This is a genomic window from Mucilaginibacter kameinonensis (assembly GCF_003675385.1).
In the GTDB taxonomy this organism is placed as follows: Bacteria; Bacteroidota; Bacteroidia; order Sphingobacteriales; family Sphingobacteriaceae; genus Mucilaginibacter; species Mucilaginibacter kameinonensis.
This window is the reverse complement of the sequence record NZ_RCWZ01000005.1, coordinates 745,575-763,668: the sequence shown is the minus strand read 5'-3', so window position 1 is coordinate 763,668 and position 18,094 is coordinate 745,575. Positions and strand designations below refer to the sequence as shown.

General features: G+C 42.6%; 11 protein-coding genes. All 11 read left to right on the top strand.

All coding sequences use genetic code 11. The annotated features are described in order from the left end of the window. Window positions 1-38: 38 nt before the first annotated feature. Window positions 39-1,541 (top strand): RagB/SusD family nutrient uptake outer membrane protein, encoded by a 1,503-nt coding sequence (locus EAH55_RS26125; RefSeq protein ID WP_121812242.1) that lies wholly within the window; start codon window positions 39-41, stop codon window positions 1,539-1,541. Window positions 1,542-1,570: 29 nt separating this feature from the next. Further along, window positions 1,571-2,227 (top strand): hypothetical protein, encoded by a 657-nt coding sequence (locus EAH55_RS26120; protein ID WP_112566097.1) that lies wholly within the window; start codon window positions 1,571-1,573, stop codon window positions 2,225-2,227. A gap of 33 nt (window positions 2,228-2,260) precedes the next feature. Continuing rightward, window positions 2,261-3,241, top strand: coding sequence for a hypothetical protein (locus EAH55_RS26115; RefSeq protein WP_121812241.1), 981 nt, complete (start codon window positions 2,261-2,263; stop codon window positions 3,239-3,241). A 326-nt stretch (window positions 3,242-3,567) separates the two neighbouring features. Next, entirely contained in the window at window positions 3,568-4,551 is a 984-nt protein-coding gene (locus EAH55_RS26110) for an AraC family transcriptional regulator (protein WP_121812240.1), read from the top strand. Between the two features lie 239 nt (window positions 4,552-4,790). Beyond that, entirely contained in the window at window positions 4,791-5,360 is a 570-nt protein-coding gene (locus tag EAH55_RS26105; RefSeq protein ID WP_112566106.1) for an RNA polymerase sigma-70 factor, read from the top strand. Between the two features lie 64 nt (window positions 5,361-5,424). Continuing rightward, complete coding sequence (locus EAH55_RS26100; protein WP_121812239.1) at window positions 5,425-6,564, top strand: FecR family protein; 1,140 nt, start codon at window positions 5,425-5,427, stop codon at window positions 6,562-6,564. Between the two features lie 214 nt (window positions 6,565-6,778). Then, window positions 6,779-10,126: a TonB-dependent receptor gene (locus EAH55_RS26095; protein ID WP_121812238.1), complete on the top strand. Its 3,348-nt coding sequence runs from the start codon at window positions 6,779-6,781 to the stop codon at window positions 10,124-10,126. A 10-nt stretch (window positions 10,127-10,136) separates the two neighbouring features. Next, the gene (locus EAH55_RS26090) at window positions 10,137-11,723 is read left to right on the top strand and encodes a RagB/SusD family nutrient uptake outer membrane protein (RefSeq protein ID WP_121812462.1); all 1,587 of its coding nucleotides are present in this window, start codon (window positions 10,137-10,139) and stop codon (window positions 11,721-11,723) included. 79 nt (window positions 11,724-11,802) lie between these two features. Next, the gene (locus EAH55_RS26085; RefSeq protein WP_208644943.1) at window positions 11,803-13,605 is read left to right on the top strand and encodes a glycoside hydrolase family 35 protein; all 1,803 of its coding nucleotides are present in this window, start codon (window positions 11,803-11,805) and stop codon (window positions 13,603-13,605) included. 109 nt (window positions 13,606-13,714) lie between these two features. After that, window positions 13,715-15,706 (top strand): beta-N-acetylhexosaminidase family protein, encoded by a 1,992-nt coding sequence (locus tag EAH55_RS26080; RefSeq protein ID WP_208644942.1) that lies wholly within the window; start codon window positions 13,715-13,717, stop codon window positions 15,704-15,706. Window positions 15,707-16,026: 320 nt separating this feature from the next. Further along, window positions 16,027-18,042 carry an enterotoxin gene (locus EAH55_RS26075; protein WP_121812236.1) on the top strand — a complete coding sequence of 672 codons (2,016 nt, stop codon included), beginning with the start codon at window positions 16,027-16,029 and terminating at the stop codon, window positions 18,040-18,042. Window positions 18,043-18,094: the final 52 nt, after the last annotated feature.

Below are 18,094 nucleotides of genomic sequence, written 5' to 3'. Positions count from 1 at the left end.
CCTTTAAGCCAAATCACTTAAATTAAAATAACGTGAAAATGAAAGCTAAAAACAAAATATTATATATGACAATGGTGGTGCTGTTGTTTGCTTCTTGTAAAAAGTTTCTTGATCAAACCCCGGTAAGCACGCCAACAGATCAAACTACCTGGAAAACAGAAGGGGATGCCAATGCAGGTGTAGCTGCCTGTTATTCGTTGCTAAGATCGGCCTTCAACTCCTCAATTGCATATTATAGCTACGGCGACCTTACTTCGGGGGAGTTTTTAACGGCCGAAGACGCGTCTTTTAGTAACGTACTTAATATGCGCTGGGGAACTGCTGTGCAAAGTTCCTTTACTTACGATCCGTTGTTGAAACTTAGGATCTACACGCCTTTTTATACGGCTGTAGCGCAAAGCAACAGGAGCCTTGCTTACATCGATGCTATGCCTTTAACAGCGTTTACCGGTGATAATACGGCGTCGCAAACGGTATCAAAAAACAAGTACCTGGGCGAGGCTTATTTTACCAGGGCGTTTGCGTATTTTATTATGTGCCGTGTTTGGGGCGATGTGCCGCTGGTGCTGGAAAATACAGATGAAACGGTTTCTAAACAATATGGAAGAACATCGCAGGCAACAGTATTAAAACAAGCCATCGCAGATGCAACCAAAGCTACACAGTATTTAAACTTAAGAGATAATTCATCGGCAGACCGGGGAGTACGTGCGGATAGGGGCGCGGCCTTTGCCTTGCTGGCCCACATTTATGCCTGGATTGGAGATTATGATAACTGCAATACAGCCTGTGACGCGGTAATTAATTCCGGATCATATAGTTTAATGAGTGCGGCAAACTTTATGGATATCTATAAAGGACAATCGCAGGAGAGCATTTTTGAAATAGCGCAGAATAACATATCTGAAAGCAGCGACGCGAATGCATATTATACCCTTGCCGGTTCAACCCTTACCGCTCCATATACAAAGCGTACCGTACCGGCCTGGGTTATTGATGATAGTAAGGTTAACGCGCTTTACACCGATACTAATGATGTTCGTTTGAAAAAAGGGTTCCTGCGTTTATCAAGCGGTACAACCTCTTTTTATGAGTGTATCAAATATGTTAATGTTCAAAATGTAAACGGTAACGCTAATTACCAGGTTTCATTGAATAACATCGTCATTTTCAGGCTTGCGGATATTGAATTGTTAAAAGCCGAGGCACTCTGCGCTAAGTCTGCTCCGGATTATGGTACTGCCTTATCATTGGTAAATAAGGTTCGTGCCGCCCGTAATGCAGCTTCTGTTACAGGTGTGGCAGGTGCCGATGTTTTACAAACAGTAAGTGACGAACGCGGACGTGAATTGTTTTTGGAAGGGCACCGCTTTTATGATCTGGTACGCCTTGAAAGAATAAACCACCTGCAACAATTTGATAACATTTCGCCTGGTGAGTTTGCTGCTGGGAAGTATTACTGGCCGCTTGATCCAACACTGTTTATTAACAACTCCCAGCTTACACAAACTGCATTTTGGGTGGGCAAGGTGATGAATTGATAACGCACTTACATTAAATAACAGAAAACATGAAACACAGTATAAAAAACAATATCCTGATCATCCTTGGGCTTTTCATGGCCTGTAGCATGGTTGCCTGCAAAAAAAACGGATATCTCACAGATGGGGGCGTAAGCAAAGCTTATACCTCGTACTCTACCTATGATTATTTGAAAAATAACCAGTATCATCAATTTGATACAGTTATCATGCTGATTGATCATTACAAGCTGAAAGACGCTGTTAATAATGCCAAAACCTTTTTCGCATTTACAGATATGTCGGTGAACGGGCTTATGAAAACATTAAAAGTTACCAGCATCGATCAGCTTACAGACTCGGTAAGCTCTAAACTCTTTAGTCAGTACATGTTCAACAAAACCATAACGCTTGATGATGCTACCTTAAATTCTGTGCTGTATACCAATGAGGTTGGTACAGCAGCGCCATCAGCCATTAAAAAGATAAGCACAGGCGTACCGGTTTATCTGGCTAATAGCGCCCCTACGTTTAATTACTTCACCCTGGAGTATGTGAAGGTAAATGGTGTGGTTGATGGTTCGCCGGGTGCACCTGCCGATGATCCTGTCGACTTAGTTTTGCAATGTCAAACCACAGGCGTACAAACAAGCACCGGAACCACATTGCATGTGCTGGTAAATAACGCGGCTCTTAATAAACTATAGTATTGATGTATTTTATATTAAAATCATAACAACATGCTCAAAAATAAAAAATCGGGGTTTGCGTCACTTTTATTGGCGATTACCTTGCTGATCATATATGGCTGTCAAAAGGTACCCAAGGGATTTATAAGTGATAATATTTTTTATAACATTAACCCTTTCACCGTTTCGCAGGGGATAACTACGGTTTCTACCGGTCTGGTTATTGATGGCTCCACAACGCCGCTGAATGTTAAGTTGTTAGCGGTAAGGGACATGGCTACTGGTAAAGATGCCTCCGGCGTTTTGCTGAAGCTGGATACCATCAGGGTATTTAAGGGGACAGTTGATTACAACGACTCAACCGAGGCGTTATTGAACCTTAAATTAAAGGACAGTACACTTGCTCCGTTTAGCATCAATGGGATAGGTGGCCGGCTTCAATTTACGCAGGCTACTAAATTTGTTCCATTAGGTAACTATAATTTTGATATCCAGGTTTCCAACATCCGCGGAACAAAAATCATCAACAATGCATGTAAAATAATAGTTCAGGGAGCCTCGCCGGATACGCTTACTTATTTAGCCTACAATCAATCTGATAGCAAGTTTACAACCTTTGTAACCAAAGCAGCATCGTTACTGGATGTTAAAATAACCCATAACGCAGCGGGCCCTAATAAGATTATTTATGTATGGAAGGATAAAAACGGCAATCCCTTTAATCCGTCAAAGGGCGAAGTGATCGGGAGGCCGGCACGCCCTATCTGGTCGGACTGGGATCCGTACTATCCACAGTTGAAGACCGATACTTCTTTAGAATATGGTTATCCGGCAGGCGTGCCGCAAATGCCGGTTTTTAGCGCCGCGAAAAAGTACCCGGGATTCGGCACCGCAATTACTTATTACAGCATAGCCGGTACACACAATGATTCGGGCTCCAATGCAAACACCACATTCACCATAAATTACAACCTTACAAAAGGCACTTTTGTTGTTGTTATTACAGTGAAAGACATTGTAAGGGTTCCGTAACATTTGTTTAATTTATTGCAAAAAGCTGATCGTTTAGTAACGGTCGGCTTTTTGTTGTTATAAGCTATTTTGAAGGTTGTAGCTGTGTAAATAGTAATTTTAAATGTTTATTTTTATTAGTGTTTAAACAACAATAATAAGTCTATTTTTATTCTAAATTGATCAAATGTGGCTTTGTTTTTTATTTTTTAATGTTAAAAACACACTTAATAGATCCTGTTATTTGCAACAAATTAACTACTATTGGTTGGATATTATCTGATAAGGGTGTTGAATTAGCTTTTCAATTTTAGCACTTGTAAATTCATGATTAATCAAACCAAATCATGAAAGTTTTACAGTTTACTATCCCCGTCCCACACGATAGAAGTGTTATTGTTGAGAGAGTTAGTTTACCTCATCATTACCCTTATTTGCACAGACATAAGGAAATACAATTAACCTGGATCAGGAGCGGGCACGGCACCTTGATTGTTGGCAACAACGTTCATGATTATTGTGCTGGCGACGTATTTTTAATAGGAGCTAATCTGCCACATGTTTTTAAAAGCAGCGCCGAGTTTTTTGATCGCGGCTCTGAAAAAAAGGTGGAAGCGCTTACTTTTTTCTTTAACCCCGAAGAGACTTTGTTTTCCCTTTTAACCATGCCGGAAATGAAGTCTTCGTTAGCTTTTCTTCAGCAAAACAAGAACGGTTTCAAAGTTCCCAACCGGATCTCCGATAAAATAATTAATACCATGATAGCTCTTGAGGGTACATCCGGTCTTGACCATGTTATCCAGTTTGTTAACCTCATGGAATGTTTTTTAACGCCCGGATGTAAGTATAACGCCCTGTCCTCTCAAAGCAGCCTCCCGTCTATCAAAGAGAGTGAGGGTTTAAGGATCGGTAAAATTTATAACTACATTATGCAGCATTATAACACAGCCATCGCGCTTGAAGATGTGGCCGATATCGCCTACATGACACCGGGCTCATTTTGCCGTTATTTCAAGAAACACACGGGCCATACTTTTATCTCATTTTTAAACGAGGTTAGGATAAATGAAGCTTGTAAAAAGCTCATTGCCCATAAATTCGAGAGCATTAACCATGTGGCTTACAAATGTGGTTTTGCGAGTATTACCAACTTTAACCGTGTTTTTAAATGCCTGGTTGGAATTACTCCTAAAAATTATATCGATAGGTACAATAACAATATATTTAGTATCAATAGGGATAATGATTATGAAAACCTGCACAAGGATCATCTGGACTTTCCTGCTTTTAACAAATCGCGCAAGCTGATGACTTCAGTTTTGAGTAAATAAATTATGATAAGCCAGGTGTACAGTGGCGTAAAAGGCACTTGTAATTTTATTCAAAATGAAGCTATTCCCCGGATTTTTCGCGGCGTTGATAACCATGCTTAGCATCCTGTAACAATGTTGTAGATTTTTACGGTAACACTGGGATTAATTGTTAAAACGACACATTGAGGTTAACAAATTGCTAATCTTAAGAAATAATTCCTTAATATTGAAAAATTGAATCTCCGTTTTAATTGTTAATGAGTGTTTTTAGGTCTCTTACTGATGCAGAGTTATTGGCAAAGCTACAACAAGGCGATGCTGGCGCTTTCACCGAAATACACTCCCGATATTATGCTGTGCTTTACAGGCACGCGCTGCAAAGATTAGATGACAGCGCTGAGGTTCAGGACTTGTTACAGGAGCTTTTTTCTTACCTGTGGGATAACAGGGAAACCATTCAATTTACCGTTAGCTTACAGGCTTATCTTTATGCAGCGGTCCGTAATCGCGTTATTAACGTTTATAAACGCAATCGATTGAAATATGATTATTTTGATTCGCTTCAGTCATTTATAGATAACGGTACTCCGGAAGCAGATCAAAACATCAGGCTAAAGCAACTTACCGAACTCATAGAAACAGAGGTTGAAAAATTACCTTCACAAATGCGTTTGGTTTTTGAAATGAGCCGTAAGCAACATCTTTCGCACCAACAAATTGCCAATGAGCTTGATATCAGCGTGCTTACAGTGCGCAAACAAGTTCAAAATTCGCTTAAAATATTAAGGGTAAAACTGGGCACCTATCTTTTTTCAATTTTTTTATAATTCTTCTACTCCATAGCACCTTTTGAGTTGTCATTGGCATAATTAAAAGGAATTCCCCCTGCTTATGGATAAAAATTACCTTCAAGATTTATTGAAACGATACGATGAAGGCAATGCCTCCGAACAGGAAAAGGCTATTGTTGAATCATGGTACCTATCATTCCAGTCCGAGAAACCGTCGCCGGAAATTGATGAGGAGTTTTTGCGCCAGCTACAGCAGCAAAGCATAACCAGTTTGACCGAGCATGTACGCGGCAATAATAAAGTCCGCAAGATACATCGCGGCCGGTTTCTGATTGCCGCCGCGTCGGTTACTATCGCACTTGTTGTTGGTGCTTACAAGTTTGTTAATTTCAATAATGAAAAGCGCAGTACTGCTGTCCCGCAAACGGCATCCGCCGAACTATTACCGGGCAGCAATAAAGTTACGCTCACCTTATCTAACGGAAACAAGGTGGTACTATCCGGTGCAAAAAATGGCCAGGTGGCCCGCGACGCCGGTACTGCTATTAATAAAACAGCGGATGGTAGCATCGCTTATTCATCTGAAGCTGGCGGCCATCAATCTGATGAGCCTCTGTTTAACACAGCCACTACACCCCGGGGCGGGCAATACCAGTTTACTTTATCAGATGGTACTAAAGTATGGCTCAACGCTGCTACCACCTTTAAATTTCCTGTGCAGTTTAATGGCACGGAAAGGAGAGTGGAACTTACAGGTGAGGCATATTTTGAGGTTGCCCATGATAAGAACAAGCCTTTTCGGGTAGTATCCAACGGGCAGGTTATTGAAGTTTTAGGAACTCATTTTAACGTTAATTCCTACGCGGATGAACGCGTGATCAGTACGACACTTTTGGAGGGAAGTGTAAAAATATCTCATAACGGCGCCAGCAAGGTGATTAAACCCGGCGAACAGGCCCGTCTTAGTGCTGATAAGCTTGATGTGGTTAAAGTAAACACGGATCAGGCCATAGCATGGAAAAACGGAATGTTTTATTTCCACGACGCGAATATGTATGATGTGATGCGCCAGCTTAGCCGCTGGTACGATGTTGATGTGAAATTTGACGGCAGCATCCCTGACAGGAAGTTTTCGGGAGGGATTTCGCGAAACGTAAACGCGGCACAACTACTTGATTTGCTAACGTTTAAAAAGATCAATTACAAGATACAAGGCCGCACTATAGTTATTACTCCCTGAAAAATAATATCTATCCAATAATTTAAAACCCAACTAAACTTAAAATGAAAACAACATTACACCACAAGCCTTAGCGGCGCAATCAAAAAGGTGGTTAAATTAAAAAACGTACCCCGACGGCAATCAGGGTACGAAATACTTGAGTTAACCCCTTCCTTTTACGGAAATACGAATAATTGAACCTAATCGTGTATTAACCCAACTAATCAAAAGTATGAATTATAATGCTTTTTCTGTTGCCATGTCTAAAAAATGGCTGCCCAAAAAAATCCTCCTGGTTATGAAACTGACCACCATTTTTTTAATAGCCGGCCTGCTGCAGTGTAGTGCCAAAGCTTTTAGTCAGAAAATAAATCTTAACGAGCGCAATGCCTCCCTGGCAAACGTGCTTGATAATATCAGCAAGCAAAGCGGATACGTGTTTTTTTATGATTCTAAAGATATCACCAATAAAACGGTTACCGTGAAACTCAACGGCGCTTCGTTGTCAGAAACGCTGGAAGAGTGCCTCCGTAATCTTTCGTTAAGCTACAAAGTAATTGATAAAACCATCATTCTGCAGGAAAAATCCGGCAGTGAAACGTTACGTGTAACACAAGCGGCTGTGACTATTACCGGACAGGTAAGTGATGATAAAAACCTCCCGTTGCCCGGAGTAACCGTAAAGGTAAAAGGAGGCACGGCAGTAGCTGTTACTGATGCCGATGGTAAATTTAAGATCGATGTACCAGGCAGCAACGCTGTGCTGGTGTTTTCATTCATCGGTTTTACTACTACGGAATTGCCGGCAACATCAGGCTCGCCAATGAACGTAAAGCTGGTGCCGGATATGGGTAAACTTAATGAAGTAGTTGTGGTTGGCTATGGTACACAGAAAAAGGTAAACTTAACCGGTTCTGTATCTTCAGTTAGCGGTAACGATCTTAACTGGAAACCCGTAGGCCAGGTATCAACCGCGTTACAGGGTGCGGCATCGGGCGTTACGGTAACCCAAAGCCAGGGACAACCGGGCGCCGATCAGGGCACAATTCGTATCCGTGGTATAGGTACATTAAACAATAGCAACCCATTGGTATTGGTTGACGGTGTGCAAACCGATATTAATAATGTTGATGCCAATGATATCGCTTCCGTTTCGGTGCTGAAGGACGCTGCCGCCGCTTCAATTTACGGTGTAAGGGCTGCAAATGGCGTGGTATTGATCACTACAAAACGTGGTGCTTCAGGTAAAGCGGCAGTTAACTATTCAGATTATTTCGGCTGGCAAAACCCAACCCGGATCTCAAAATTTGTAGGTGCGCAGGAGTTTATGCGCCTGGCCAACCTGATGTATACAAATTCAGGTGCCGGCGCGGTATATTCAGATGCGCAGATCGCCGAATATAATAACCCCAACCGCGACCAGAATCTATACCCTGATAATTACTGGCTTAAGGATATCCTTACCGGCAGCGGTTTTCAACAGCAGCACAGTTTGTCAGTATCTGGTGGTGGCGAGAAAAATACCTATCGTTTCTCAACAAACTATTTTAACCAGGACGGTCTGATTAAGCAAATGAATTACGACAGGCTTACCGTAAGGCTTAATACAGATACCAAGATCACCAAACGTTTGGATTTCAGCGCCGATATATCTGCCAATATCTCTAAACAACAGGAACCACAAGGCGTAGCCGGATCTGCATGGTTTCAGTTCGGCCAGGCGGCTATCGCTAACCCTTTAAGTGTTAACCAGTATACCGATGGCACCTGGGCTACACTGCGTGGCGGGCAAAATCCGCTCCGGCTACAGGATGAAGGCGGACTTTACAGCTATAAAAAGAACCTGTTTATCGGCAACTTTAAATTAAACTACCAGGTTATAGATGGGCTTACCCTTACCGGTACGGCATCTGATAACTATCAAAGCTCATATAACAGCCTGCATAATAAGGCATTCGACTACGTACAGTATGATACCAAAAACACACTTACAGTAGGGCAGAATGATATTACGAAACAATACACCGGTTATTGGTTTCAGAACTACCAGGGTTTGATCAATTATAAGAAAACCTTTGGTAAACATAACCTGAGCGTTTTGGCGGGTGCTTCACGATTGAGCGAAAATTATGACTACCTGACGGCTTTCAGAAAAGATATTCCGGATGGCGATCTGTCTGAGATCAATGCCGGTTCGGCAAGTACTTCTACCAACACGGGTACAGCTACCGAATACCTGCTTGTATCATATTTTGGAAGGTTAAATTATTCGTTTGACGACAAGTATTTGTTTGAAGCTAATATCCGTCGTGATGGTTCGTCCCGTTTTCCTAAGGGATCAAATTACGGATGGTTCCCATCATTCTCAGCAGGCTGGAACATTGCCCGCGAAGAATTCATGAAAGACTTTTCAGGTATACAGGATTTAAAGCTTAGGGCATCGTGGGGTAAATTAGGTAACGATAACCCGCTTTCAACAAGTAATGCGGTTGTTAACTATCCATATCAGTCAACTTTTAGCTATAACAACAGTTATCCGTTTGGTGGTACATTAAATACAGCTGCAAGCCAGACAGTTTATGTGAATAATGGTCTTACCTGGGAAACCACCAAAATGGCCGACATCGGTTTTGATTTAGGTGTTTTAGATAATAAGCTGACCTTCACTTTTGACTATTACAACAAAACCACCGATAATATTTTATATGCTCTTCCTATTCCATCTACAGTTGGTTTTACTGCCTCGTATCAAAATGCTGGCAGCATGAACAATAAAGGCTATGAGTTTAGTGTAAATTATAAAGGAACTATCGGTTCTGATTTCAAATATTCGGTTGGTGCGAACTTATCGGACGTGAAAAATAAGATCACTGATCTGAAAGGAACAGATTACCTGTCTACCGATAACAATAACAATACATTCGGATTTATAACCGGAAAGCCTTTCCATTCTTACTATGGTTATCAGGTTGAAGGTATTTTCCAATCTGCGGCGCAGGTTGCCGGACATGCAACGCAAACAGCCGGCACAGCGGCTGGTGACCTGATGTATAAAGATCAGAATGGCGATGGTGTGATAGATTCAAAAGATCGTGTTTACCTGGGTAGCGATATCCCACGTTATACTTATGCATTTAATTTAAGTGCAAGCTATAAAGGTTTCGATTTTTCAACCTTGCTGCAGGGCGTTGGAAAGATTGATGTAAGCACCCTGGTAATGCAAAGGGCACCAACAAGTACCGATGGTAACTTCAAAGCTGTTCAGCAGGATAGCTGGACACCAACCAATACCGATGCTACTTATCCAAGGTTAACTACTTCAACTCAAAACTACCAGGCTTCTTCATTCTGGATTAAGAGCGGCGCCTATTTAAGGGTGAAAAGCGCGCAGTTTGGCTACACGTTTAAGCCTGCTTTGATCAGCAAACTTGGCCTGTCTAAATTAAGGCTATATGTGTCAGGCCAAAACCTGTTCACCTTCAGCAGCCTGCCAAGCGATATCGATCCTGAATCGCCCAATGATAACCGCTACTATCCGCAGGTTAAAACTTACACCTTTGGTATTAACGCAAATTTTTAAAGCAACAGAGATGAAAAAGATTCAACATATCATATTAATGCTGGCTGTTGTGACAGTGGGTTTTTCGGCTTGTAAAAAAGACCTGCTTGACAAACAGCCATTAGATGCCTCATCAGGAGCAACCTACTGGAAAACCGAAACCAACGCCGTACAGGCAGTAAATAGCATTTATCTTTATTTGGGTGATTTTACCAACAGGATATTTTTGTCATGTGCCACCGACGATAGCTATTCATGGAGCAACTGGCCTTCAGATATACAATATGCAGGTAACGGAACCGGTACCGCGAGCAATGGTGTATTCAGCAGTTACTGGTCAAACTTTTATAAAATGATAGGAGCGGCCAATAATGTACTGGATAACATCAACAAAGTAACAGGCATGAGTGATGAAATGCACAAAAGGCTTGTTGGCGAATCGCGCTTTTTAAGGGCATACGCTTATCAGCAATTGATAGGTATGTATGGCGATGTGCCTTTAATTACTCATGTACAGGCCATCAGCGAATTTAACGTTAGCAGAACGCCGAAAGCCAATGTGTCTAACTTTATAGTGGCCGAATTGGATACCGTTGCCAATTACCTGCCGCTTAGTTACGGCACTGCAGATCAGGGCAGGATAACCCGTGGGGCAGCTTTAGCTTTAAAAGCAAGGGTATTGCTTTACAACGCGCAATACACTGAGGCTGCTGCTGCGGCAAAAGCGGTAATGGATCTGAACCAGTACAGTATAGATGGCGATTACCTGAGCTTGTTTAACGGTACCAATAAAACCAGTCCGGAAATTATCCTTGCCGGGCAATATATTGCCAATACTTATGCCAACGGAACGGCTACCTGGGTTGGCGGACCTACAGTTGGCGGCTGGTCGCAGGTAGTGCCGCTGCAAAAGCTGGTTGATGATTATGAATGTACTGATGGTAATACCATTGATAATTCGCCATTATATAACGCCGCAAAACCATTTGACAACCGCGATCCAAGGCTTAAACTGACGGTTGTTGTGCCTGGTACTGTTGTGAATGGCAATACTATTGATATTACCAACCCAAATTCTATTGATGCTTTGGGTAAAAACAATGCTTCCTTTACCGGTTACTATTATAAAAAATACATACCAACGGTAATTTCAGGAAATTATGATTCAAACTCATCAAATGATATTGTATTGATCCGCTATGCGGAAGTATTGTTGAACTACGCTGAAGCCAAAATAGAGGCTGGCACAATAGATCAGTCTGTTTACGATGCGATCAACAAAGTAAGGCAAAGGCCAGGTGTTAACATGCCTGCGTTAACAGCCGCCAAAGCTGCAACACAAGCACAACTCAGGGCCGCTGTAAGGCGCGAAAGGCATGTTGAATTCCCGATGGAAGACAACCGTTTGTTTGATATTCGCAGGTGGAAGATAGCTGAAACTGTAATGCCTGGTAATGCTTACGGTATCCTTAACTATTTTAATTCATCAAGGGCAGATTATGGGCAGCATATTCTTGTTGAAAAAAGGCAGTTTAATGCTAACCGCGATTACCTGTGGCCAATCCCTCAAAATGAGGTTGACCTGAACAAACAACTGGTTCAAAATCCGGGCTGGTAAATAATTCAATATAACCGGAAAGGTTTATAAATTTCCGGTTATATTACCCTAAATTAATCAATAACTATACCCCATAATAATGAAAAAGATACTCCTGTTTGTTCTTGTTATTTTAACATCGGGTATTGCTGAAGCTCAGCAAAAACATGTTTTTTCGTTGGGCAAGAGCGAATTTTTGCTTGATGGTAAACCCTTTCAAATCATCAGCGGCGAAATGCATCCGGCCAGGATACCTAAAATATACTGGCGTCACCGTATTCAAATGGCCAAAGCTATGGGCTGTAATACCATAGCCGCCTACATTTTCTGGAACTATCATGAGCAGGAAAAAGGTGTGTTCGACTTTAAAACGGAGAACAGAAACATTGTTGAATTTATAAACCTATGTAGGGAAGAAGGTATGTGGGTATTGCTTCGTCCAGGTCCTTACGTTTGTGCCGAATGGGATTTTGGCGGTCTTCCGCCATATCTGTTGTCCATTCCTGATATCAAATTAAGATGTATGGATCCCCGGTATATGGCTGAAGTTACACGGTTTGTGGGCGCGCTGTCTGAGCAGGTGAAGGGTTTACAATGTACCAATGGTGGCCCTATATTAATGGTACAGGTAGAAAATGAGTACGGTAGCTATGCCAATGACAGGGAGTATGTAAACGCGCTAAAAGAACTTTGGATTAAAAACGGCATTAACGTGCCATTTTATACAGCCGATGGGCCAACTGCATTTATGCTGGAAGCTGGCGGCGTTGATGGCGCGGCAATAGGTTTAGACAGCGGCTCAAGCGATGCCGATTTTGAGCAGGCTACCAAACAAAACCCCAACGTACCTTCGTTCAGTAGTGAAAGTTATCCGGGGTGGTTGACCCATTGGAAAGAGAAATGGCAAAAGCCGGGCAACGATGGCATTTTGAAAGATGTTACTTACCTGCTTGAGCATAAGAAATCTTTTAACTTATATGTTGTACATGGCGGCACCAATTTTGGCTTCAACGCGGGTGCTAACGCGTTCACGCCAACGCAGTTTCAGCCCGATGTTACCAGTTATGATTATGACGCCCCGGTTAATGAACGTGGCGAACCTACTTCAAAATATTATGCTTTGCGTAACCTCATTGCCAAATATGTAAAGTATAAAATTCCTAACGTGCCAAAGCCAACTGCCGTAACTGAAGTTGCAGCTTTTAACATGGAACCGGTAAATACTATATGGAATGAATTACCAACGGCAGTAAAGTCAGCTCAGCCGGTGCCTATGGAAGCACTTGGTCAATATTACGGTTTTATTTTATATCGAACTAAGTTGGTAGGCCGGAAAAGCGGGACGCTTACCATTACCGAACCACATGATTATGCCGTTGTATTACTGAATGGCAAACTTGTGGACACGGTTTATCGCGACGGTGGTAAATGGACCGTTAAGTTGCCGACCTCAGATGTGAAAGACCCGCAACTTGATATCCTGGTAGAAAATATGGGGCATATCAATTTTGCACAATACATGGTTGATAGAAAGGGGATTACCGACAGGGTAACATTAGAAGGTATGACACTCACAAACTGGGAGATTTATAAACTCCCGATGGATGATCAGTTTATAACCTCACTTAAATCAACTGAAAATAAAGACTTTCATGATGGTACATTTTTTAAAGGGAAATTTGATTTAAAAACTGTAGCCGATACCTATCTCGATTTGAGTAATTTTAAAAAAGGTGTGATCTGGGTTAACGGACATAATCTTGGAAGATATTGGAATGTAGGTCCGCAGTTTCATTTGTATTGCCCTGCAAACTGGTTAAACAAAGGCGAGAATAATGTTACGATATTTGATTTACACGAAGTAACCGCAAAAACCATCAAAGGTGTTAAAACCCTTGAATAACAAGAAGCAATATCGTTGCATAGCCTGCACCGGTATAATTTCGTAAATTGATAATAACTCATTAAATAGCGCTCCCATAAGGAGCGCTATTGCTATAAATTTGAATTTGATGAAAAGAGTATATACTTGTTTAATTGCCCTGGCGCTTGGCAGCAACATTGCTGATGCGCAGATCGCTAACCAGCAAATTAACGCCACCGGGTTTATGCAACCTGTAACGCTGCCGGCAATATTTCCCGCTCCTGTATCTGTGAATCTTGGGAAAGGCCTAATTTCTTTAACCAAAACAATAGTTTTGATTGAAGCTAAGGGTGCCGATCAGGAAAGTGTGACGCTGGTCCGCCGCATTCTTAAATCATCGGGAGTTGAAACCATTAAAACCGCGCAGCAGCTGCCTGCTAACTTAGATGGTCTCTACATTGTTATAGGTAATGGTGATGCTCCGATTTTACGCTCGGCACTCGCGCGATGTGCGGCACAACCCGATACTCAAGCCGAAGGTTACACTATTGCAAGCATGTTGGGTGGCTCTGGCGCGCTTATCACACTTGCCGGTAAGGACGCTGATGGTTTATTTCATGCCGCGCAAACTTTCCGTCAACTAATTCAACATTCGGCAGTACCTGCTCTTGTCATTCAGGACCACCCTGCAATGCCGATTAGGGGAACTATAGAAGGTTTTTATGGTGCTCCATGGTCAATGGAAGCGCGGAAAAAACATCTCGATTTCCTGGCCACTGTTAAGGCAAACACCTACGTTTACAGCCCTAAAGATGATCCCTATGCCCGTGATCGCTGGCGGGAAGCATATCCTAAAGCAGTTTTAGCCGAGCTTAGTAAACTGGTTTCGGTTGCCCGGGCTAACCATATCAATTTTGTGTATGCGATTTCTCCGGGCCCATCTCTGTGTTTTTCCGATCCTGCAGATCTCCAGGCTATCGAACGTAAATTTGATGTGCTGCGTTCAATTGGCGTACATAATTTTTATGTGGCGCTCGATGATATTGAGTACACTAAATGGAATTGCGAAATTGATAAAACAAATTTGGGTACCCCCAGCGCGGAAGCGGCAGGGATAGCCCAATCCAAGTTTTTAAATCTTGTACAAGCCAGTCTTAATGCTCATGACCCGGAAGCTCGTCCGCTTATTATGGTGCCGACTGAATATTATGATGCCAAAGAAAGTCTATACAAAGCCGCGCTAAGGAAAAATCTTTATCCCAAAATAGTTGTGCAGTGGACCGGCACCGATGTAGTGCCGCCTGCTATTGCAATTTCTGATGCAAAGGCCGCTACTAAGGCATTCGGACGTAAAACACTATTGTGGGATAACTATCCTGTAAATGACTATGCCCAAACCACAGGTCGTCTGTTACTTGCTCCTTACGCGCGACGGGAAGCCGGATTATCCGGAGAACTTACCGGAATCCTTTCCAATCCAATGAACCAGGAAGCCCCAAGCCGGGTTGCTGTGACAGGAGTGGTCGCTTTTGCCTGGAATGATAAGGCTTATGATGCCGAACGTACCTGGAATTATGCGGCGCGTGAGCTTGCCGGTGGCGATGAGCAGGCTACAGCTGCGCTGCTGACCTTTTTTGATACCCAACATATGGCCCCAACATTCGGTAGTCAGCCATGGCAGCAACAGGCACCCCGTTTAAAAATGCTGTTGGACGGAGTACGTGATGCAATTGCTTTGGGTAATAATGAGACCCGGCACCGCGCAATTACAGAGTTGGCCCAAAAGGCTACGGAGTTTGCTGCTGTGCCTGATCTTATCCGGTCGGGAATCATAGATACCGCATTTGCCCGGGAGGCCCGCCCATGGCTTGATGCTATGCAACTATGGGGTAGGGCGCTTCAGTTAACAGCAGCAGGCCTTGACGCTGCCAATAGTGGAAGCCAGGCGGCGGGGCGTTATTTTGCTCATGCTAAGCAACTGGCTGCTCAAGCGGCTGTGATCCGTACCTTGCCAGGTGTGACCAGGACTGAAGGACCGATCAAGATAGCCGATGGAGTGCTGGACGTTTTTGTGAATGACGCGCCAAGTCTGATCGCGTTTGATACTAAGAATGATCCTGGTGCTTCCGCAGGAAAATAAAAAGTAGTTCCCTACCTGACCGGCATTCCATACTTTGTATACTGGTTGGACTGGGAATATTGAGAAAATAAATTCCGAACCCTTATTCCAATTTTGACATTATCGGGGAGATAAAAAAAGTAAAATACTCAGGCGATCAAGACTTACTTCAAAAAAATGTGCAAACGATTGTTTATGCCTGGATACTCATTTAAAGTCATTATTAGTGTGAATTTAAAAGCTAAGGTAATTCCGGCGTTTTTTCAGATGCAGGTTGCCTTCTACTTTTGTTTGCGCACAATACAAATATCAGGTGCGGTTTTCCTTTTAATCTGTCCACTATGTTAAAAAAACTATTGTTCCTGTTTTGCCTGGGCCTGACTGGCGTTTCAAGAGCCCAAAATATCTTTCTTGCGGATATAAAAGCAAACAAAGCAATCGCTATTGCCCATAACGGCACCGTTGTTTTAAAGAACAGTTACTTGTATGCTAAATTCATTGTCGATAAAAAACGACTTTATGCAAACGAATTTAGCTTTCGCGATAAACAGATCGATTTAAAAGTCGCCCCAATCTTCGAGCTGAAGTTGGAAGATAGTATTATACTTAATTCAGCAGATTTTGAATTGAGAAGCCCGTTAAAGATTGTTAACGTTAATGGTGATAAGAAGAGCATTAAACTTGCGGAAAGAGAAAGCGGAAAGGAAGTTTCAGCCGATTTACTCAATGCAGAATATGGTATTCGCGTAAAATGGACTGCCATTTTAAAAGATAATTCTAATTATATCAGGCAGGTTTTCAAGTTTAACAGCATTGCAGATTCGCTGAGGATCCGGAAATTGAAACTTATTGAGCTTCCCAAAAAAACGGGAGCTACGGCCTCGGGTATTGTTGATGGATCACCAATAGTATCAAAAAACTTCTTTTTTGCCATTGAAAGCCCTATCAGTAAATACCAGGCTGAAAACGGCTGGGTGAGCAGTTATATTGAGCAAAAGGAGCCCGCCAGGGAGCTGTCTGTATCCACCGTTTGGGGTGTAGCTCCGGAAAATCAATTGCGAAGGGCATTTCTTTATTACCTGGAACGTGAAAGGGCTGTACCATACCATCAAATGCTGCATTACAATTCCTGGTACGATTTATCCTGGAATGACCGTAAACTCAATGACACAAGTTGCCTTGACCGTATTCAAACCTTTGCTGATAGTCTGACCATAAAGCGTCATGTTGCTTTAAACGCCTTTTTGTTCGACGACGGTTGGGACGATAATCAAACCTTGTGGCAAATAAACAAAACTAATTTCCCCTGGGGGTTTGATAACATTAAGAGGTTGGCCAATAAATATAACGCTTCGTTGGGCGTGTGGATGTCGCCATGGGGCGGATATGAGCAGGCCAAGGAACAGAGGCTTCAATACGGCCTTAAACAAAATCCACCGTTTGAGACGAATTCGCACGGGTTTTCGCTGTCGGGCACTGTTTATTCAAACCGGTTTAAGAATGTTGCAGCCAATTTTGTTACGGAATATGGTGTAACTATGTTTAAGTTTGATGGTGTAGGAGCGGGTGATAAGTTGACGGGGGCCGGTGCCGGTTATCAAACGGATATGGAGTCGCTGTTGAAATTGGTATCAACCCTGCGCGGCGTTAAGCCAGATCTTTATTTTAGCCTGACCATGGGTACCTGGCCGTCACCCTTTTGGTTGAAATATGGTGACGCGCTATGGCGAAACGGCTGGGATACCAATACTGCCGGACAAGGAGACAACAGACAGCAATGGCTCAATTACCGAGATGGAGAAGTGTATGGCAACATTGTAAAGCGCGCGCCTCTTTATCCTTTAAGCTCATTAATGTATCACGGCATCTGCATAGCCGATAATGGTGCACCTGCCAAATTTGAAATGGATGATAAAGATATTTCTGACGAGATTTGGTCGTTTTTCGGATCGGGAACAAGCTTGCAGGAGCTTTATATTAATCCTCATAAATTAAACGCGGCCAATTGGAACTCCCTGGCCGCTGCTATAAAATGGGCGCGGGAAAACGCTGATATTATGCCTGACACACATTGGGTAGGAGGCGATCCGTCAAAAGGAGATGTTTATGGCTTTGCTTCATGGTCGCCTAAAAAAGCTATTCTTACTTTAAGAAATCCGTCAAATACGGCAAAGAAATTTGTTATTGATACGCGCAAGGTTTTTGAATTGCCTTTAAACAGCAAAGCGGGCTACCGGTTTTATGACGCGAAATCCGGGAGTAAACAATCAACGGCTTCGTTGTTTACGGGAGATGTTTATACCCTTACAATCGCACCTTTTGAGGTGATGGTGTTTAACGCGAAACCTACAAATTAAAGCTTTCCTTTTTGCGAATAAACTGATGAAGGGTTTATTACATATATATTAT